This window comes from Mycolicibacterium chlorophenolicum (assembly GCF_001044235.1).
Lineage (GTDB): Bacteria > Actinomycetota > Actinomycetes > Mycobacteriales > Mycobacteriaceae > Mycobacterium > Mycobacterium chlorophenolicum.
The window spans coordinates 1-19,066 of sequence record NZ_JYNL01000056.1; the positions used below are offsets into that span (position 1 = coordinate 1).

Consider the following 19,066-nt stretch of genomic DNA (forward strand, 5'->3'; position numbering starts at 1 on the left):
ACGGAGATGGCGTAGCGGGAGTGGTCGTCGAGCCAGTCCAGTATTTCGACGTGGGTGCGGTCGGCGAGCCACCAGTGGGTGAAGTCGGCTTGCCATCTTTCGTTGGGTTGTTCGGCGGCGAAGCGGATGTAGGAGCTTTTGGGTCGTTTGCGTGGTGTGGGTTCGACGAGGCCGGCGGCGTGTAGGTGGCGGCTGATCGATGCCGCTGACACGGTCGTGGCGTGGTGGTGGCGCAGGTGCCAGGCGATGGTTGACGGGCCGCTGTCGAGGCCTTTGCTGGACAGTTCGGCGCGCAGCTCGACGATCAGGGCGATCGTGGTGTCAGGCAGACGGGTCGGGCTGGTGTGTGGACGCCGCGAGCGCGGCTCGAAGGCCGCGTCGCCGTCCAGTCGGTACCGGGCGACCAGCCGCGATATCCAGGACTGCGACACCCCGTAGTCGCGGGCGACATCGGANGATGACCAGACGAGCCTTCGACATAGCGCTGACGGTCACCCCGCCCGGCTATACCGATGTGTTGCGACACCCTATGCGTATGTCCTGAAACACCACAGACCGGCGAGGAGCTGTATTTCCTGGCGGCGGCAGCAGCATCAGCGCGCGGCTACAGTGTGCTCACGTTTGAAGGACCCGGACAGGGAGAACCGCTGCGCGTCCAGCGTCTGCCTGCCCGGCCCGACTATGAAGTCCCCGTCCGTGCGGCCGTCGATTATCTGCTGACGCGTCCCGAGGTTGACCCCGAGCGCATCGCTTTGATGGGCACGAGCCTGGGCGGCTATTACGCGGCCCGCGCGGCAGCATTCGAGTCGCGCATAAAAACTTTGATTGTGCATGGTGTCGTCTTCGATTGGTGGACAACGCAAACCACAACGAAACCGGCGCTGGGGCTGCTGGCCAAGTTGAAATCGCCGCGGCTGGTCCAGGCCGCACTCGATGTGGCGATGCGTCGCAACACCGGACTGCGGTGGGCGGTTACGAACGCCAAGTGGGTGCATGGGGTGCACGACCCCGTCGAGCTCGTCGAGGAGATGCGGCGATATTCACTCAACGAGACGGCGGCACTCATCGGGCAGCCGACGCTGATTCTGCACGGTGAGAAGGATCACTTCATTCCCCGAGAACAGGTCGACCAGCTCTACGCCACGTTGCGGGCGCCCAAGACACTGCGTGTGTTCACCGAAGAAGAAGGCGCGGAGGAGCATTGCCAGTTCGGCAACCTGACGCTGCTGCATCAGGTGTTGTTCGATTGGCTCGACGAAACGCTGTAATCACAGGATTCACCGACCTACCTCGTCTGCCTAGGATTTCGCGGGAGAGCGGTGCTGGGCCACGATCAGTGGACGCTTACCGCCAGCACCGGCCGGTATGGAGTCCACTGGTGTCACATGTATCCCAAGAAGTTCCGCGCCCGCTTTAGCAAGGGCCTGGTGCACCGCGCGTTCGGTGGCGATCGGATCGAATGCGGGCCCGGGCTTCATGACGAGCACATCGAGTGCGTCGTCGTGTTGGCGGACCTGCCAGCCGCCGGCATCAAGAAGGTCGAGCACCTGATGGAAAACTACGGGATGCACCGAGAACGTTCCCTTATCGGGCGACCGCAGAACCAACACGTCGTCGGTGCGGCCTTCGATCGAGTCCACGAGCGCGAACCGCAGCGGGCAGGCGCAGGCGTGGGTGGCGAGCCGGATCCGGTCAGTCAACTCGTAGCGGATGAGCGGGATCGTCCGGCTGAACAGCACGGTGACCAGAAGCCGAGCGCCCGTCTGCCGGGCGGAACCGGGTGGTAGTCGTTGTCGACGACCTCGGGAATGACGAGGTCCTCGAAGAGGTGCATGCCGCCGTGGTGATGGCATTCGGCTGCGATGCCGCCGGTCTCGGTGGCCGCGTACACATTGTATGGAGGCACCTGCCAGGCACGCAGCGCCAGGGCACGGGCATCGGCGGTGAGCACCTCGGAGGAAGAGTTCACCGCGCGTGGAGCGATATCCAGCCGGCCGGAGAGCTGTTCATAGGCCAATGCTTTGATCATCGACGCGTAGGCAATCAGCACGTCGGGTTGAATCTGGTTGAGCCGGGCGACGATGTCGGGCAGCGGGCTGGCCGCATCGAGGCGTTGGCTGGCAATAAACGGGCTGCGCACCGTGGCGGCGACTCGAGATGATTGATGCCAGACGGTGCTGGAGCTGACCACCGCCATGCTCACCGGGTGGGTCAACCCCGACCTGGTGCCCGCCCACTCGTTGGCGCGGCCGTAGGACGCGATCATCATTGCCCATTCGTGTGCGTCGGTGGGGATGATGCTCTTGCGTCCAGAGCTTCCCGACGTCGCCGACACCCAGTACCGGCCGGCGAAGGGATCGTTGGTGGTGAGCTCGTCGAGGTACGCCTGCAGACGTCTCAGCCGTACGGCCGAGTCAGTGCTCAGCGCATCGAAATTGTCCATCAACATAGCCTTGGTGATCACCGGCAGCTCGTTTAGCGGTGCCCGCTCAAGGCCGCGATGCAGGTGCTGGTAAAACGGCGACTGCACGGACGCGAACGCCCGCAATGTCGCCAGTTCTCGCTGTTGGTGCTTCAGCAGTTCGGCTCGAGTCCAACGCTCCCGACGGCGCAGTGCTCGCCGGCGCCACAACACCCGCGAGATCATCGCGATGTTCACCGGTCCTCCTCATGCCAATAGTGAATCGCCTGACCGGTCAGTGAGGGCCACAGGCTTGTCTCATTCCGACGCACGCCAAGCGCCATGCACGCCACCGCGGCGCCGCAACCCGAATCACACTCGTTTCCAAAGTGATTCTTCACCTCGCAGCCCTCTATCCTCGCATCCCGCAAGCCACCGGGGATTTCATCGTGGCCGATCGATCCCGGCACCGACAGGGACTTTAGGTAGGCACCCAGGGGTCATTATGTCTTCCTGGCACGGCCTTTTGGCCATTGCCCTCAGGCGGTGAATCGACGCACCGTTGACCCACGTACTGAGAAGGAGGCGCTCATGGCTGACGCTGCATACGGCTTGTGGCCGTTAGTGATCCTGAACACGGCGCTTTTCGTCATGTTCGGGCTGAGTTTCTTCCGTCCGCGCACCAAGCGCGACTGGCGGGTGATGGGTGGCTACACGGCGTTCCTAGTGGCGTTGTTCACCGAGATGTACGGCGTCCCATTGACGGTCTATCTGCTGGGCAGCTGGTTGGGTACACGGTTTCCGCTGTTGCGCAACACTCACGCGGGCGGGCACCTGTGGAATGACCTGATCGGCTGGCGCTGGGATCCGCATCTGAGCCCGTTCCATTTGGCCAGCTATGTGGCCATCGGCGGCGGGTTCTGGTTGATTTCCGCCGCGTGGCGGCCGCTGCACGAGGCCGCGCGGACCGGCCGGCTGGCGACCACCGGCCCCTACGCGTGGGTGCGCCATCCGCAGTACGACGGGTTCGCGCTGGTGATGATCGGGTTCCTGTTGCAGTGGCCGACCATCCCGACACTGATCATGTTCCCGGTTCTGCTGTGGGTATACGCCCGTTTGGCGCGTAGAGAAGAACGTGAGGTGGCCGCCGAATTCGGTGCCGCGTGGGACCAATACGCGGCCCGCACACCAGCATTCATCCCGCACCGAGCGCCGACTACACACCGGGTCAGCCCGGATCATGGGGGCCCACGAACAACCCCGCACGCCGGCAGCAACCGCTGAACACGTGGTACCGATGTTGACCAGCGCTACGCTGCACCGCCACCGCAGGACTCATCGAGCCATTGAGATCCACAGTGGGGTTCGTTCATTTCGCGGTCATCGTTTCCGACTTCAATCTGCGGGACTGAACTGATGCCGGGAAACCACGCCGAGCGCTACCGGCAGATCGCCGAAACCCTGACCCGACACGGATTGGGCTTCCTGGTCGGCGCTGCAGGCCTGCAGCGATGGCTGCCCTTTCACCACGGGTTGCTGGGCCACGAACGCCGTGAGCAGCCCTACTCGAATCCCGAGCACTTACGTCTGGCACTCGAACAGCTCGGCCCCACCTTCGTCAAACTGGGCCAGGTTCTCTCCACCCGTCCGGACCTGCTGCCCGAACCCTACCGGCGGGAGTTGGCGAGACTGCAGGACTCCGCACCTGCCGTCCCCGGCACCGTCATCGCCGATGTCATCGAACGCGAACTCGGGGCTGCGCCGTCGGAAATTTTCACCACGTTCGAGCGGGAGCCACTGGCCAGTGCCTCACTGGGACAGGCCCATGCCGCCGTTCTCACCGACGGCACCGATGTTGTCGTCAAGGTGCGCCGTCCAGACGTCGTCGAACAGGTCGAGCAGGACCTGGAAATACTGCGGAACTTGGCCGCCCGGGCCACTCGCCGTTGGGACGCCGCCGCCGACTACGACCTGATCGGTATCGCCGAGGAGTTCGGCCACACACTGCGCGCCGAACTCGATTATCTCCAAGAGGGCCGCAATGCCGAGCGCTTCGCCACCAACTTCGGCGGCGATGACGACGTCCGCATTCCGCGGATCTATTGGGACACCACCACCTCGCGCGTGCTGACCCTCGAGCGGATCACAGGAATCAAGGTCAGCGACCTGCCGGCGCTGGACGCTGCCGGCATCGACCGCCCGGCCTTGGCCGTGCGCGCCGCACGGATGGTGGCGCAGATGATCTTCGACGACGGGTTCTTCCATGCCGATCCCCACCCAGGCAACCTGTTCATCCAACCCGATGGCCGCATCGGTCTGATCGACTTCGGCATGGTCGGCGACATCGATGCGCAACTGCGCGACAAGCTCGGGACCTTGCTCATCGCCATCGCACGAGACAATCCCCGCCGGGTCGCCTCCGCTGTGGCGGACGTCGCGTCTGTCCGCGGCACCGTCGACCTGTCGGCTCTGACCGCCGATCTGACCCCGATCATCGAACCGTATGAGAAGCGGGCGCTCGGCGAGATCCCCCTCGGCGCACTGATCCAGGAGGTTCTTGGCGTCATCCGTCACTACCACCTTCAGCTGCCGCGCCAATTGGCGCTGCTGCTGAAGATGCTCGTCATGGTCGAGGGATTGGGGGCGCAACTGGACCCGCAGTTCCAGCTGGCGCTGATCATCACTCCCTACGCTCAGCGGCTGCTCTCGCAACGCTTTACACCCGCAGCGGTGGCCCATCGTCTCGGGCAGGCTGGTGTCGACGTGTTGGGCGCCGTCGAGGAGCTGCCCGAGCAGCTACGTCGGCTGCAAAGTGTGTTCGATGCGGGTGGCCCCGAGGTCCATTTGCGGGCAACCGAATTGGACCCGTTGGTGGACCGGCTCGAGGCCACCGGACAGCGTCTGGTCGTGGCCATCATGGCCGCGGCCATCGTCCGGGCGATCGGCGATGTGGTGGCCGCGGGCGACCCCGGCCGGCAAAAACCCTGGACCAGCCCGCTAGTGCGGGCGGGTTTAGGCACAGCCGGCTCATTGGGCACCTACCGCGTATGGGCTGGGCGTCCGCCACGCAAACGCCGCCGCGCACAGTGAAACGTACCTAAGACCGCGGCCGCGGAACCGGTGCAAGTGATCCAGGGAAGGATGCCGATATGCCCACGAAGGTACGCGTCGGTGTGAACGGTTACGGAGTCATCGGCAAACGTGTCGCCGATGCGGTACGGGCCCAGCCCGACATGGAAATGGTCGGGGTCAGCGACGTGATCGCGGATTACCGGGTCAAAACCGCCATCGCTTTGGACATCCCTGTCTACGCGGTGACGGCAGAACACGCACGACAGATGACGGCGGCGAACATACCGGTTGCTGGCGTGTTGCCCCAGCTACTGGAGGCGGTCGACGTCGTCGTGGACTGCACACCGGCCAAGATCGGTGCCGCCAACCTCGACCTCTACCGTGAACATCGGGTCAAGGCCATCTTCCAGGGTGGCGAGAAACATGCACTCACCGGCCACTCGTTCGTCGCCCACGCCAACTACGCCACGGCGGTGGGCCGCGCCGCCACGCGGGTGGTCTCATGTAATACCACCGCGACCGTGCGGACCCTGACTGCCCTCAAAGACGCAGCCCTGCTGGCCAAGGCCCGTGGAGTTCTCATTCGCCGAGCCACCGACCCGTGGGAATCGGATCACTCCGGCATCATGAACACCATTCTTCCGGAGAGCCGCATCCCCAGCCACCAAGGACCGGACGCGCAGACGGTGGACCCCGACCTGGACGTGGTCACCATGGCGGCCAAGGGCTCCCACACCCAGAACCATCTGCACTTCTGGACCGTGGAACTGGCACGTCGAGCCGGACGCGACGAAATTCTGGAAGCGCTGAGAGCGATGCCCCGCATCGCCCTGGTCCGCGCAGCCGACGGCATCGTGGCCCCCAACAGCACCATCGAACTGATGAGGGATATCGGTCGGCCCCGCGGTGACATGTACGAGGTCGCCCTGTGGGAAGACATCCTCACCGTCGAAGGCACAGAACTCTTCTACACCTATACCGTCGACAACCAAGCGATCGTCATCCCGGAAAACATCGACGCCATCCGCGCCTTGTCCGGAACCGTCACCGAAGCTGCCGACTCGATCCGCCGGACCGATGAAACCCTAGGTGTGCGACAAGATTTCGGTTCGAAAGTGGTCTGAGCGTGAGGATCATTCATCGAAAGGGGCCGCGAACGCTGTACGTCGCCAATCCCGCGCCATTCGCCTCGACGACCGGGCAGGATCGTTTCTTGAACCGTCACTGCCACCCACCGCTGACAATCCCGGCACTTTCCTGTTTCGCGACGATTGGGTGGGTGACAAGTCGACGACGCCTCGCACGGTCACAGCCAACAGCCAGACAACCACGCAGCGCAGCGTGAAGCATCCCTCTCGAGCGCGGATGTGCCTGGATCAGGCGTGCCGCCCACCATTTGGGCCGTAGCGTCGGTGGTCATGGCAGACGCACCGAACTCCGATTTTCCCCCTCAGGCGCTTCCGGGCGTCCCGACCGCCGCCGAGGCTCTCGCCGGTCTCGAGATGCCGCTGCTCGAAGCAATGATGACCCAGCGAGCGGTGCGACGCCTTCTTCCCGACCCGGTCGATGATGCGGTCGTGTTGAAGTGCATCGAGCTGGCGCTGCGGGCGCCGACCGGTTCGAATGGACAGAACTGGGAGTTCGTGGTCGTGAAGGATCGCCGCGTCAAGGAGAAGTTCGCCAGGCGCTACCGCCAGGCCTGGTTGGTGTCCGGCGGCGTCCGTCAGCGCATCGCTGCGGCGACGACTCGATGACGAAGATGCTGCGAGCGGTGCAATGGCAGGTCGAGCACTTCAGTGAGATCCCGGTCCTTCGTGGTGCCCTGCCTTCGGGCCGGTCCGCGCCTGGCCGGGAGCGAAAGCCTGCGCATGCCGTACGTGCCGCGCCTCATGTGGTCACGACGTCGTTCTTTGGATCGATCTACCCGAGTGTGCAGAACCTGCTACTAGCGGCGCGAGCCATGGGGCTGGGTGCGTCGCTGATCACCCTGCCGCTGTGGAGCGTGACCTCAGCCCGCAAGATCCTCGACCTGCCGCTCTCGGTAACTCCCTGCTGCATCGTGCCGCTCGGTTGGCCCCAGGGGCGCTACGGGCCGACCACCCGCAAACCAGTCGAGCAGGTGACGCACCTCGACGCATACGGCAACCGCGCGTGGCTTGACACCTGATACGGCAGGCCTCTGACCACAATGTCAACCAGGGGCGCGGCGTCGTCCAGTACAGGCTCGAACTGGAGAGATGGCGAAGGGTTCCGGTTCGGCCGGCAGGCGGTCTCGGCATAGGTGCCGTGACACATAGGCGCAGCTTGCCTCCACGCGCATGACCTATACCTTCATCCCGAGACCTCTCGATGCTGCGATAGTGGGCGTGCTCGCATCCGGTGAGCCGGGGGTTTACGGACGTGGCGTTGTTGGCGCCGTGATCGTGGGCGAGTGCTGCTGGCCGGGCCCCATCGGACCGGAAGGACCCATCTGACCGCCGGGCCCCATCATTCCCGGCCCCATCATCGCCGGGCCCATCATCCCTCCAGGACCCATCTGGCCGCCGTGGTAACCGCGATGATCGGCGGTGCTCCTGCCGATGAAGAAGCCGGAGAAGAAAATCACCGCGACGACGAAGACGACACCGGCGACGATGGCTACCCCCACCAGAATCGAGTTCATTCGAGTTCCCCGGTCATCGTCGCGGATCGGCGGCACGACGGCCCGCGGCTGCCCGGTGAGTGTGGTTCATTCGGTGCTCGGTTCAGGTGATTCAGTCATGTGTCTCAATCTCCTCCAAGCGGTCTTTCTTGGGTCATCGTCTATCGCTGGGTAGGGAATGCGACGAATTACCTGAAATATATGGACGAACTGACCAGGCAACAGATGCTGGGGATTCTCGGCCGCGTTCTTGGTGCGGGTGGCGGGGCTGCTGGGCGGGGGGTACGTCTTGCACGGCGTCTTCGGCATGCCGCCGTTAGAAACCACGCCGGACGCTCTGGGCCCCCGCGGCGGGCGCGGGATGATGGACCACGGGGATAATCGGGACGCCGGTGATAGAGGAGCCGTGGGTGGGTTCAGCTCATGACCCGCCTCCGCCAAGGGTGCATGATCGAAGCGGTCATCACTTCGAAGGGGCTGGACCCGTTGGCCGGCTCCATACTGCTACTCATGCGGTCGCGCTGAAGGCGAGCGCACCGCATCGAAACCACCTGCGCCAACGCGGGGAGCATCCGCCAAGCGCACATTCGCAGTCACAACCACGGATGCACCACTTGCGATGCCATCAGGCCGCTGCTCACGATTTCGATGCCCGCGACTGCAGGAGGTCGGTGCGGCTGGTGGGCATGCCGCTGTGACCGCGGGCGTCGCATTTGACTGCCAGAATCTGGTTGACCCCGAGCCGGTTGGCCATAAACCCCAGCGCCGAGGCCGCCATATACAGGCGCCATACCCGCGCCCGGCCAGCGCTGCTGAGCGCGACCGCGTCCGCCCAGTTGCCTTCCAGATTCGCCACCCAAGCCCGAAGTGTGAGCGCGTAGTGTTCGCGAAGCGACTCGACGTCGCGTATCTCGAAGCCCGCCCCCTCGAGCGCTTCGATCATCGTCGCCACCGGTTCGAGCTCCCCGTCGGGGAACACATAACGATCGATGAAGGACGTATTGGAGAAGCCCGCGCGTTCGCCCGGCCGCCGCGAGATCGCGTGGTTGAGCAACCGCCCCTGTGGACGCAGCAGCGCGTGGAGGTGCGCGGCGTATGTCGGCAGCAGCGCGACACCGACATGCTCGGCCATGCCGATACTCGAGACCGCGTCGAACGGCCCGTCGCAGACATCTCGGTAGTCCTGCACCCGGATCTGCACCCGCTCGGCGATGCCCTCGGCGACCATCCGTTTGCTCGCATACTCCGCCTGCTCGTGCGACAAAGTCACGCCCACGACATGTACACCGTAATTGCGCGCCGCGTGCAGGGCGAAGGTCCCCCATCCGCAGCCGACGTCGAGCACCCGCATGCCCGCAGTCAGGCCCAGCTTGCGGGCCACCAGATCGCACTTAGCGTACTGAGCCGCGTCCAGATCCTCGCCGGCTTGCGCCCAGTACCCGCACGAGTAGGTCATCGACTCACCGAGCACGAGTCGGTAGAAGGCGTTGCCAACGTCGTAGTGATGGGCGATCGCGACGGCGTCGCGACGCTTGTTGTGCCGGTGCCCGCGCGCTAGTTTCGCCTCCTCTGCTGGTGGCTTGGGTGGCAGCCCGAGAATCCCCAGCCGCAGCACCGCTTTCGCCAGTGCCTTCTTCATCTCGGCGTCGACACGCACACCGGGGCCGCGACTCGGGTCTGACATCTGCTCCAAAACCGCCAGGCCGGCGGGCAAGTCTCCCTCGACGTCGATGTCGCCGGATACATAGGCTCGTGCGAAGCCGAGTTCATTCGGAGCCCACAACAGCCGCCGCAAACCCCGGCGATTGACGAAATTCAACTGCCACGGCGCGGACGTAGGTCCCGACCGGCTGCCGTCCCAGCATCTGATCTTGACCGGAACGTCTGGGCCCAAGGTCGCGTGAACCAGTGGCGCCACCGTTTCAGCGGTCGTCATCGCAGACCTCCGTGCGATCTCGATGCGACCGGTGTGCCGGACCCATCATGGGGCAACCCGCGAGATGAACGGGCCAGAGCGGGCCGGCACGCCTGCATCGCGCCGCTGAAATGTATGTAGACGAGCACGCTCAGCACGGCGGCCAAAAAGCACCACACCGACACGAACGTCGTGACCGATATCAGCGCTGCGACGATGGCCAGCACGAACGCGAATACACCGAAGACGTTGATGCAGCGGTGGCTGGAAAACAGCGGGCCGACGCAGGTGGTCAGCAAGATGCTCCGGTTGTGGACGTGGGAGGTGACCGGGAACCGGACAATGAAGTACAGCAGGTAGAGGCCCACTCCAAGACCCAGAGCCAAGAAGACGCCGACCGGCGGTGAAGCTTGCAGTCGCGGAGAAACACATGTCCACCCTCTTTCGTCTTCGTTGGGCAGCCGGGCCGGGAGATGACCCGTTGCCGCGAGCGTTCGCCGATGGCACTCAAGGCTTCACAGGCGGCCGAATCGCCGTGGTGATAAAGAAGTCTCGCGCTCACCACTCGTCCGGCCTAGGGGCTTAAGTCCCAGACCCGCAGGACCGCCGGCGCTTGCGGGTCCGCTGCAACACCGGCCACAGGACAAGGTTGAGGTCGTCGTCGGCATCACATTGGCCCGAACGGTTGCGGTTACGACCGGCGTGCGGTGGCACGATGACAGCGGATTTGCTACCCATTTCGAACAGTGTCAAGCAATCGCCCTACCGTGTTTGTTGCGTGCGTGCGCACAACAACTCAGCGGTACTGCTGATCAATGGTAATTGCCCAGTGCTGACGAGTTGCCGATTCCAGGTGCCGATAAGCGATACCGTCGGAGCGAGCGCAACCTGCTTCGATGCTCGCTCGGGTATTGGTGTGTCACTGTTCGTAGCCGAGGACGGCGGCCATACCGGCTTCGGCGTGATAGATGTTGTGGCAGTGCAGTATCCACTGGCCTGGGTTGTCAGCGTCGAAGTCACAGCTGACCTTCTGGCGCGGGAGGACGATGACGGTGTCCTTGCGGGGGCCGTTGCCGTTGATTTGGAACGTGTGACCGTGGATGTGCATCGGGTGATACATCGTGGTGGTGTTGGTGAAGCTCACCCGCACCCGCTGGCCTTGCCGAATCACATTGGGGGACAAGTCGAGTTGGCGTCCGTTGATACCCCAGTCGTAGCTCATCATGTTGCCGGTCAAGTCCAGGCGGTGTTCGACGTCGACGGGCCGCCCCGGTAGCGCAGCGGTGGGGATCGCGTGCAGCGTGTCGTAGCCTATGACGGCCCCGTCCAGTTCCTTCGGTCTGGCTTGTGGTGGCGGCTGGCCGGCGCTGGTGCGGACCAGCGCCAGCGCCGTGGCGTCCTTGCCTTCAGCAAGCGCCACCAGCGGGAACACGCCGTCACCCAGGGTGACCACGACGTCATAACGCTCACCCATGCCGATCAGAAGTGCGTCGGTGTCGATGGGGGTGACGGGGAAGCCGTCGGTGTGGGTGATGCTCATCCGGTGCCCGCCCAATGCCACGCGGAACGCGGTGTCGCCGCCGGCATTGATGAACCGGATCCGCACCCGCTGGCGGGGTTGGGCGGTAAACGCGGCCGGGGCGGTGGGCAGACGCCCATTGATCAAGTAATACGCGTACCTGACGTCTCCGGCGTCGCCACCCAGCACGGCGCTCGTGGTGTTCATCGGGCCCATGCTCGTGCCGACGCGCAGGCTGACGAACACGTCGTCGGGGGTGGTGCCGTCGAGCCAGTCGTCGAGCACCACGGTCCAGTCCTGGTCGTAACCGCCGGATTCGGCGGGGTCCTCCACGATCAGCGGTGCATACAGGCCGCGGTCGAGCTGCACCCCGGTGTGCGGGTGAAACCAGTAAGTGCCCGGGGTGTCAGCGACGAACCGGTAAACGAAGCTGCCACCGGTAGGGATGGCCGCCTGCGTGAGTGCTGGGACGCCATCCTGTCATTGCGCAGGGCGACCCCGTGCCAGTGGATCGTGGTGTCGGCCGGTAGCCGGTTGGTCAGCGTGGCCTCCACGACATCACCGGCGCGCACCCGGATCTCGCGCCCCGGCAGCTGCACCGTATGTCCACGCCCTGACCTGCTTGCCACCGAGGTCGACCGCGCCTTCCTGGGCGGTGAGCTGATAGGCGCGGATCTGCCCGGTGCTGCGGCGGCCGGCCTCCGCCGCCCCCACTTGCTGACCGCCGGGCAGGATCAGTCCGCCGCCGCTGGTTCGGGCCGTGCACGCGGCCAGCAAACCGAGCCCGGTGGCGGCTAGGCCCGCGCGCAGGAAAACCCGGCGGTCGATCTCTGTCATAGTGGATGGCCTTCCGAAGCCGAATCAAGGTGTGTCCGCGTTGCTCGCGGCGACCTTTGTCATCATGTTGGGAGACCTTCGCTCCTGGCTGCAACGGCTGTGCGGGCGGAAAGCGGAACGGCCAGATCCGCAAAGTCAGGCCGTGCGAAGGACGGTGAGTCGCCGGTGCATGTTCGTGTCGGATCGGCCGCGACACGACCCATTCGGGCGTCGGTGGCCGCGCACGATGTTCAGCGTGAAGAACGCGTTCGTGTCGCAATCACGTCGGCCTCGGAAGGGGCGTATCGCTATCCCGACGCCGCGCTATGGTAGGCGGCGCGCCGAGCTCACGGGCGCCAAATACTGCGCGCCTCATCGCTTTCTGAGTGCCGATGGCGCCGGCGACGGGAACCGTGGCCAGAGCGATCGCGAGGCCCACTGCCGCGACTACTAATTCGATCCGGTCGCTGAGGCGCACGAGCGGGTGACGTCGCAGGGCACGACAAATTCGCCAAATCGCACCGCAGCCCACCTGATTCCTGGCTGGTGTCGACAGGCAGCCGTCCACTTACTCCGCTTGGTTAACCTCCGCGGCTGTCGGAAAAATGCTCAAGGGGACACGAATGGAGCCAGGTACATAAAATCATTCGATCCGCGAGACGAATGACCGGCGCTTCGATGACATTCGTCTCTATTGGCGGGCGGACTTGGCGCGAAAACTTCACGGCGTGGACACACAACCGCGAGGGATGGCGATGACGCCCGCCGATCACGGCGAGCTGGCAACAGGGCGGCTGCACGCTATCGCCTGGAAGTTTCTCGGTTCAGAATTCGCCGGACCGATCTACGCGAACTGGCCGATCGACCGACGGGTGGAGGCCTGCCTGCTGCACAACGGGTTCAAGGACGTCGTGAACGACGGGGGCGCCTGCAACGCCGTACTGCAATGCGTAATGGCCAACATCGGTCGGGCACTTCGCGACGGTCGACTCTCGCCGCCGCAAGACAGGTACGACCCTGATGGAAGTCGGCCGCAAGGCGCTCCGCCGAGGATGGCTGCGCACGAAGTCGCGACCTATGACGACGGCCGCGCGGCATGAGTCGGTTCCGGGCAGGTTTGTCGGGTCGAAACGTCAGCGCGTGGACGGCTCGGGCTTTCCGGAGGTTAACGCCGATCAGTACTCGACGCCTTTCACTCTGGGCTAGGAACTGGGTGTCGGCATGACGGGCAACGATCTGTCGGGCGCGCCCACATCCCCACCGGCAGGGACCGGCAATGGAATCGGCTCTGAGGGCCTGCCATGCTCGCCATGCGTGGCCCCGCTGAATTCTCCGGCCGAGCGGCTGGCGGCCCTGCGCGCCGCGGTCCAAAGCGAGCCGGATCCGCTCGTCACAGTGACCCATCTGTTGCGCCTGTGTCGCGATGAGCATCGGGTGCTGTGGGAGCAAGCGGGCAACCCCGACCTCCGCGCAACGGTCACAAGCGTGCTCGCTCCGCTACGCACGCTCGCCGGGTCACACCCGACCGCCGCGACCTTGGACCCGCAGGTTCGTCACGTTCTGGCTGAGGCGCTGAAACCGGTGAATGGGGCGGCGCCGGCGGTCATCGCGCACGCTCTCGCGCAGTTCCTCGATGACCATTATGGGCAGTTTTTCGCCGACTGGTTCCGCAGCCGCAGCCCCTATCAGCCAGGGGTAGGTGACCCAATTCCTTTGGGTGGCCCCGACATCCGCGAGGTATTGGACATGCGGCCCACCTCCCCGCCCTGGCGGCTGGCGAATCGGCTGGATGAGACGCGCCGGGTCCGACTGGCCGGCGGGTGGGCGACCCAGTTCCAGGTCGTGTTCGACTACAGCCTGTCGGACGCCTTGAGCCGTCTGGTCACACCCGACACCATCATCGCGACCTGTCACCCCAATCGTGCCCTAACGGAGTTCACGTTGCCCTCTGATCCCGCACAGCCCGCCTTTCCGGTGCGGCCGACGGACCTCGATGCGCAGCGCCGCCATCTCGACCGGCTCATCGGCCGCGCCGTCGAGGCTGGTGCCTCCATCGTGGTGCTGCCCGAGCTGTGCGTCACCAAGCCGCTGGCCCGATACCTGCAGGACTGGGTGCGACGCGCAGACAGCCCGCGAGTCCTGGTGGCCGGCAGTTACCATCACGCCGATGGTTCGCCGCATCGGCGCCGCAACACGGCGATCGCCTGGGTTCGCGGGCAGGACCGGCCGTTGACACACGACAAGCATTCGCCGGCCCAGCGGCCGATCCTGGAAGACATCGAGCCGCAGGGCTGGCCGGAACTGCGGGTCTATGTCAGCGCCGACGGCTGGCACTTGGTGCTCGCCATCTGCCGCGATCTGCTCAATCCACAGGCGGTGCACACGCTGGCAGAGATCGGGGCGAACCTGGTGTTGGTGCCAGCAATGAGCGAGAGCCTGGCGCCGTTCACCGGTCAGGTTGCACATCTGGTCGGTTCGGGACAGGCCATTGTCGCGGTGGCAAACAATCCCGCCGACTGGGCGAGGACAGGCGGCGACGCCGTACGCATTGCGTCCCGCGCGCTCTTCGGCCATCCCGGGCTGGGACAGCAAACCCGTCTGGTGGCCTCGCCAGACGCCGCTCCAGGCGTAGCGACACTCAGGGTGCGTTCGGGGCTTATCGGCTGGATCAGCGCCGACTCCCCCGCCCCGTCATCTGGTGATCAACTCGTAGCAGGGCAAGAGTTGCCCGGGTGGGCCGCCCGCCTCGCCTCCGAACTGGATCGCTACCGGCAGCTTGAGCATCAGCCGCCCGAGCCGATCACGCTGCGACCGGCCGCGGTGCTCGTGCTGCTGTCCGAGGGCGACACCACCGGCCCGACACTGCTGCTCACCGAACGCGCCGCCGACCTGCGAAACTACCCTGGTCGCCTCGCGTTTCCCGGCGGCGCAAGGGACCCGCAGGACAGCGGTCCAGTTTGCACCGCGTTGCGGGAAGCCCGCGAGGAGGTGGGCCTGGACCCGGCCAGCGTGCAAATCCTCGGCGTGCTGCCCGCCCTCGCCGATTCCCAGAGCGGGTTCGTGGTTACCCCGGTGCTCGGCTGGTCCGGGCGGCCGGCATACACCGAACCGGTCAACATTGCCGAAGTAAGCGCGGTCCATGACGTGGCGTTGCAACAGCTCGGCATGCGTTCCGCGGCTACCTGTTCGGCTCCAGAACGTGACCGTGTGCCCGGCGCGGGCGCTCCCGATCTGACCCTTCTCGGACCGATAACGGCAACAGTGATTGACATGGTGCTGGCCCTGCTCAAAGACCCCTCGCCTCCACGCGCCGCCGCCAGCATTATCGAGCACCTGACTTGAACCCGTTGCCCGAACACTACCGAAAGACCGCACCCCCCGAACCGCGGGCGTGGACCCGGCGCGGAATAGTTCTAAGGGGCGCGGTGACCGCCATGGCTCAGCTTCGTCGCATGCCCGACAGCGGCTCACGTGGCCGGGGAGCGGCGTTTCTGCCCGTTCAGCTCGGTTTAGTCGGAGGCTGGGAGGAAGTCGCCGGCTTCCTCCAGAGCGGCAGCGACCCGCTCACGGGCGATCGGGGTGTCGAGGTGATGGTGACTGTCGAGGGCCCCTCCCTCGATCGTCGTCGTCAGCCAGAAGTGTCCCCGGAACCAGTAGGCCATGATTCCGGGCACCCCGACCGCCAAGTCCCCCATCGCGGTCTCCCGTTGGAATCCGCCGTCGCCGCGGCGTCGAGGCGGAGTCCTTCCGCGCAGGCCCGCTCGCCTACCTGGCCGCCTGGGATGTGCACCGCGCCAAGGTGTTCGGCCGCTCTCAAGCCACCACCGGCATGACCCCTTCGACCGACTCGTCGACCAGGTCATGACCACTGAGCCCTACGCCTCTGCGTACCGGGTGTCCTGGGTGGTCGACAGGATCCTCACACCGCGGCCAGGCCAGCATTGATCGACCCCAGGCTTGCTGGCGCAACGCTGCGCCTAATCCCCCGGCCCGTGCACACGTCCTGGCTCAACCAGGTGGAAATCTAGTTCTCCGACGAGCAACGTAAAGTCTTCTCTCCAAACGACTTCCACACCCTTGACAAGGTCACGCCTGCTCAACTTCAGCAGTACTACGAACAGATCGCCACACCGTTCGAATGAAAGTTCACCAAGAAAGACCTCCACGCGCTACTCGAGCTGATCGCCAGCCACGATGACGCTGATCGCACCCTCGCTGCCTGACCCGCCTGTCGAATACGTCACCGAAATTCCGTGCCACACCACTTAGCCGCAGCAACAGCCGCCGGCACCGCCAACCAGCGGCAAGGATTGCCCGCCTACCGGCTCTGAATCCGGCACGACCACGGCATAGCCTGCTTGCGAGATCGCCTGTACCACAGCGTGTTCCGACAGCGCGCCGGTCGCGGTCACGGTGCCCGTTGCCAGGTCCACCTCCACGGCTTGCACTCCGGGCACCGAACCGACAGCGGCCTTCACCGTCGACACGCAGTGCCCGCACGTCATGCCCTGGACCTTGAATGTGGTGACAGTCATCGCCCCCACCCTTTCTTCGAGGTGCCCGAACGAGCACGTCTGCCAGTCTATACCCCTGCGGGGTATATGTATCTAGGGCCTTTCGTCACCTAGCGGCGTCAGGTCTACGCCTCACACCCGCCTCCGTTGTGGCAGACTTGGCCTCCACCCGCGGCAAGACTGTGTCGGTCGTGTATAGGTTGGTCAGCCGCCGCACGAGAACCGTTCGCGTAATCGTGCCGCCCACTCGCTGCGTTCCGCTACGGCGAGCGGCTTGCCCTCGTTCTTCTGCTGTGCGGCGTTGCGCTGGCCGTCGGTGGGTGGGGTCTGGTCGATGTCAAAGGGGATGTGGGCTTGGTTCATGATGATCCTGAGGTGAGGATGTCACCGACGTGGTGGACGCGAAGCTCACTGCCTCTGGAAACAGCGGCGATCAGCGGCTGTCTTCATTCCGACCCGGCTGCGCTTTAGCCGTTTCCCACGCTACCGAATACCTCAGCGTCCCAGAGAAGGATCTCCCGAATCTCCGCACCTGGCATGGTCGATGTTTCGGCCCTGACGGCGGACCTGGCCCCGATCATCGAACGTTCCGCCGCGCGGGCGCTGGGTGAGATCCCGGTGGGCGCACTAATTGCGCTGGCCGTACCCGTCGCGAACATTGATCGCGATGGGTACGTCGGCCATCACCTGCAGAAACGTCACCACGGCGATCCATACGATGCCGGGCGGCGCATCGTAGCGGCGTTTCTCCCGCAGCCAATCGGGGGTGCGGAACAGCAGATTCGGATCCCAGGACCGCTGAACGGGGCGCCGTGGGGGTGCGGGCCTCAATGTTGTTGGGCTCAATACCGGTGCCTCGCCGCCAAAGATCCCAGACTCTCCCCGAAGACCACCAGCTTGGGCCTCTGCCCTTCCTGATTTCTGAACGGGAGTGAGTCTGAGTCCTGTTCAAAAATCAGGAACGGTTGCATTTCAGGAGCGCCAGACGGCCGACGGTCGCCGATGCTTTGGTGATCTTCTCCTCCGATGGTGCTTCAGTCCGTCGTCAGCGTGGCGGCCCCGGCTCCGTTTGATATCGGTGTCGGCATTGGTGATGTCGGATGGGTCACTAGCGGCTGGGTGGTGGGCGCCAGGGTCGTGGAGGCGACGGCTTCACGGGCGAAGAACGCGCCGATATCACCGATCGCGCTCATCAGTGGCGCCGGGAACACCACCGTGGTGTTCTTGTCGCCCCCCAGTTCGACCAGCGTCTGCAGGTTGCGTAGTTGCAGGGCCAGCGGGTGAGCCACCATGATGTCGGAAGCCTCGCCGAGTGCCTGCCGCTATCGATCCACCTTCGGGCCGCAATAATTTTTGGCTCGCTTCTCCCGCTCAGCCTCGGCTTGACGGGCCATCGCCCGTTTCATGCTGTCGGGCAGTTGAATGTCCTTGAGTTCGACGAAGGTGACCTCCACACCCCATTCCAGGGTGGTCGTATCGAGGATCTGTCGGATCCCGGCGTTGATGACGTCGGTCTCCGCCAAAGCCTCATCCAGACTGTGCTGTCCAACCACCTTGCGCAGGGTCGTCTGTGCGATCTGGTCGATCGCTTCGTACACATTCTCGATCGCCACCACCGATCGTTCGGCATCGACGACGCGGAAGTAGGCGACAGCGGAAATGTCGACACTGACGTTGTCGCGGGTGATGATTCCCTGTGACTGGATCGGCATCGTGATGATTGGCAGCGACACCTTCCGCAGCTGATCGACCACCGGAACGATGAACCTCAACCCCGGTTCTTTGACCGCGATCACCCGCCCGAGCCGGAACAGCACACCCTTTTCATACTGCTTGACCACGCGGGTCGATAGCGCAGCCAGCGCTAGCGCCACCAAGACTACTGCTGCGATCACAACGACCTCGTGTTCATAACTTCTCCTCACGGCTGCGGAATTCGCATCAGCGTCCGAAATCCGTTGATGGCCGCGGTATTGACGGCCGCCCTCAGGATGCGGGGAGGCCCACGCAGTGAACAGTGCCAAAGGACATCGAACGTTGGGTACATCGGCCACAAGATCGGGCAGATGCTTGTGCAACATCGCACCACGCCGCTAGTTGTACTGCCCAGGGAGGTTGGTCAATCGGGTGATGGGTGGGACCTTGCCGATTGCCGAGTGTTGCCGGTGGTGATTGTAAATGTGTAGCC

The 19,066-nt window shown here is 64.7% G+C and carries 14 protein-coding genes and 5 pseudogenes; 7 read left to right on the forward strand and 12 right to left on the reverse strand.

Annotated elements, in window-relative coordinates; all coding sequences use genetic code 11:
- A partial coding sequence (locus tag MCHLDSM_RS21455; RefSeq protein ID WP_234714142.1) for a helix-turn-helix domain-containing protein occupies nucleotides 1–455 on the reverse strand: 455 nt, incomplete at both ends.
- A gap of 57 nt (nucleotides 456–512) precedes the next feature.
- Here MCHLDSM_RS21455 and MCHLDSM_RS36450 point away from each other — a divergent pair.
- Nucleotides 513–1,268: an alpha/beta hydrolase family protein gene (locus MCHLDSM_RS36450; RefSeq protein WP_082169008.1), complete on the forward strand. Its 756-nt coding sequence runs from the start codon at nucleotides 513–515 to the stop codon at nucleotides 1,266–1,268.
- A 30-nt stretch (nucleotides 1,269–1,298) separates the two neighbouring features.
- On the opposite strand, the gene MCHLDSM_RS21465 is transcribed toward MCHLDSM_RS36450, so the two are convergent.
- Together MCHLDSM_RS21465 and MCHLDSM_RS21470 are read right to left on the reverse strand one after the other, a co-directional pair.
- The gene (locus MCHLDSM_RS21465) at nucleotides 1,299–1,739 is read right to left on the reverse strand and encodes a phenylacetate--CoA ligase family protein (protein WP_048471937.1); all 441 of its coding nucleotides are present in this window, start codon (nucleotides 1,737–1,739) and stop codon (nucleotides 1,299–1,301) included.
- Nucleotides 1,697–2,659 (reverse strand): phenylacetate--CoA ligase family protein, encoded by a 963-nt coding sequence (locus MCHLDSM_RS21470; RefSeq protein WP_048471938.1) that lies wholly within the window; start codon nucleotides 2,657–2,659, stop codon nucleotides 1,697–1,699. The genes MCHLDSM_RS21465 and MCHLDSM_RS21470 overlap by 43 nt, the downstream gene beginning before the upstream one ends.
- Nucleotides 2,660–2,992: 333 nt before the next feature.
- On the opposite strand from MCHLDSM_RS21470, the gene MCHLDSM_RS21475 reads away from it, so the two are divergent.
- From MCHLDSM_RS21475 to MCHLDSM_RS40530, 4 genes and pseudogenes are all read left to right on the forward strand, one after another.
- Nucleotides 2,993–3,685: a methyltransferase family protein gene (locus MCHLDSM_RS21475; RefSeq protein WP_048471939.1), complete on the forward strand. Its 693-nt coding sequence runs from the start codon at nucleotides 2,993–2,995 to the stop codon at nucleotides 3,683–3,685.
- 132 nt (nucleotides 3,686–3,817) lie between these two features.
- On the forward strand, nucleotides 3,818–5,491 hold the full coding sequence (locus MCHLDSM_RS21480; protein WP_048471940.1) for an ABC1 kinase family protein: 1,674 nt from the start codon (nucleotides 3,818–3,820) through the stop codon (nucleotides 5,489–5,491).
- Nucleotides 5,492–5,550: 59 nt separating this feature from the next.
- On the forward strand, nucleotides 5,551–6,597 hold the full coding sequence (locus MCHLDSM_RS21485; RefSeq protein WP_048471941.1) for a type II glyceraldehyde-3-phosphate dehydrogenase: 1,047 nt from the start codon (nucleotides 5,551–5,553) through the stop codon (nucleotides 6,595–6,597).
- Nucleotides 6,598–6,891: 294 nt separating this feature from the next.
- Nucleotides 6,892–7,640: pseudogene (locus MCHLDSM_RS40530) on the forward strand (nitroreductase family protein).
- 225 nt (nucleotides 7,641–7,865) lie between these two features.
- Here the strand turns inward: MCHLDSM_RS40530 and MCHLDSM_RS21495 are convergent.
- From MCHLDSM_RS21495 to MCHLDSM_RS21510, 4 genes and pseudogenes are all read right to left on the reverse strand, one after another.
- A complete protein-coding gene (locus MCHLDSM_RS21495) occupies nucleotides 7,866–8,135 on the reverse strand; it encodes a hypothetical protein (protein ID WP_053083051.1) in 270 nt (89 codons plus the stop codon).
- A gap of 616 nt (nucleotides 8,136–8,751) precedes the next feature.
- Nucleotides 8,752–10,050, reverse strand: coding sequence for a class I SAM-dependent methyltransferase (locus MCHLDSM_RS21500; protein WP_048471942.1), 1,299 nt, complete (start codon nucleotides 10,048–10,050; stop codon nucleotides 8,752–8,754).
- Nucleotides 10,047–10,397 (reverse strand): DUF6629 family protein, encoded by a 351-nt coding sequence (locus MCHLDSM_RS35100; RefSeq protein ID WP_053083052.1) that lies wholly within the window; start codon nucleotides 10,395–10,397, stop codon nucleotides 10,047–10,049. Before MCHLDSM_RS35100 ends, MCHLDSM_RS21500 begins: the two co-directional genes overlap by 4 nt.
- Before the next feature lie 551 nt (nucleotides 10,398–10,948).
- Nucleotides 10,949–12,385: pseudogene (locus MCHLDSM_RS21510) on the reverse strand (multicopper oxidase family protein).
- A 734-nt stretch (nucleotides 12,386–13,119) separates the two neighbouring features.
- On the opposite strand from MCHLDSM_RS21510, the gene MCHLDSM_RS21515 reads away from it, so the two are divergent.
- Nucleotides 13,120–13,464, forward strand: a complete 345-nt coding sequence (locus tag MCHLDSM_RS21515) for a hypothetical protein (protein WP_201780398.1) — start codon at nucleotides 13,120–13,122, stop codon at nucleotides 13,462–13,464.
- A 121-nt stretch (nucleotides 13,465–13,585) separates the two neighbouring features.
- Complete coding sequence (locus MCHLDSM_RS21520) at nucleotides 13,586–15,706, forward strand: NUDIX domain-containing protein (protein ID WP_048471943.1); 2,121 nt, start codon at nucleotides 13,586–13,588, stop codon at nucleotides 15,704–15,706.
- Between the two features lie 275 nt (nucleotides 15,707–15,981).
- Here the strand turns inward: MCHLDSM_RS21520 and MCHLDSM_RS39670 are convergent.
- From MCHLDSM_RS39670 to MCHLDSM_RS21540, 5 genes and pseudogenes are all read right to left on the reverse strand, one after another.
- Nucleotides 15,982–16,131: pseudogene (locus MCHLDSM_RS39670) on the reverse strand (DUF6790 family protein); the annotation flags it as partial.
- Nucleotides 16,132–16,629: 498 nt separating this feature from the next.
- A complete protein-coding gene (locus tag MCHLDSM_RS21530; RefSeq protein ID WP_048471944.1) occupies nucleotides 16,630–16,899 on the reverse strand; it encodes a heavy-metal-associated domain-containing protein in 270 nt (89 codons plus the stop codon).
- Nucleotides 16,900–17,082: 183 nt separating this feature from the next.
- Complete coding sequence (locus MCHLDSM_RS38190; protein ID WP_156455072.1) at nucleotides 17,083–17,241, reverse strand: hypothetical protein; 159 nt, start codon at nucleotides 17,239–17,241, stop codon at nucleotides 17,083–17,085.
- A 270-nt stretch (nucleotides 17,242–17,511) separates the two neighbouring features.
- A pseudogene (locus MCHLDSM_RS40535) lies at nucleotides 17,512–17,816 on the reverse strand (alpha/beta-hydrolase family protein); the annotation flags it as partial.
- A gap of 96 nt (nucleotides 17,817–17,912) precedes the next feature.
- Nucleotides 17,913–18,773: pseudogene (locus MCHLDSM_RS21540) on the reverse strand (slipin family protein).
- Nucleotides 18,774–19,066 lie beyond the last annotated feature (293 nt).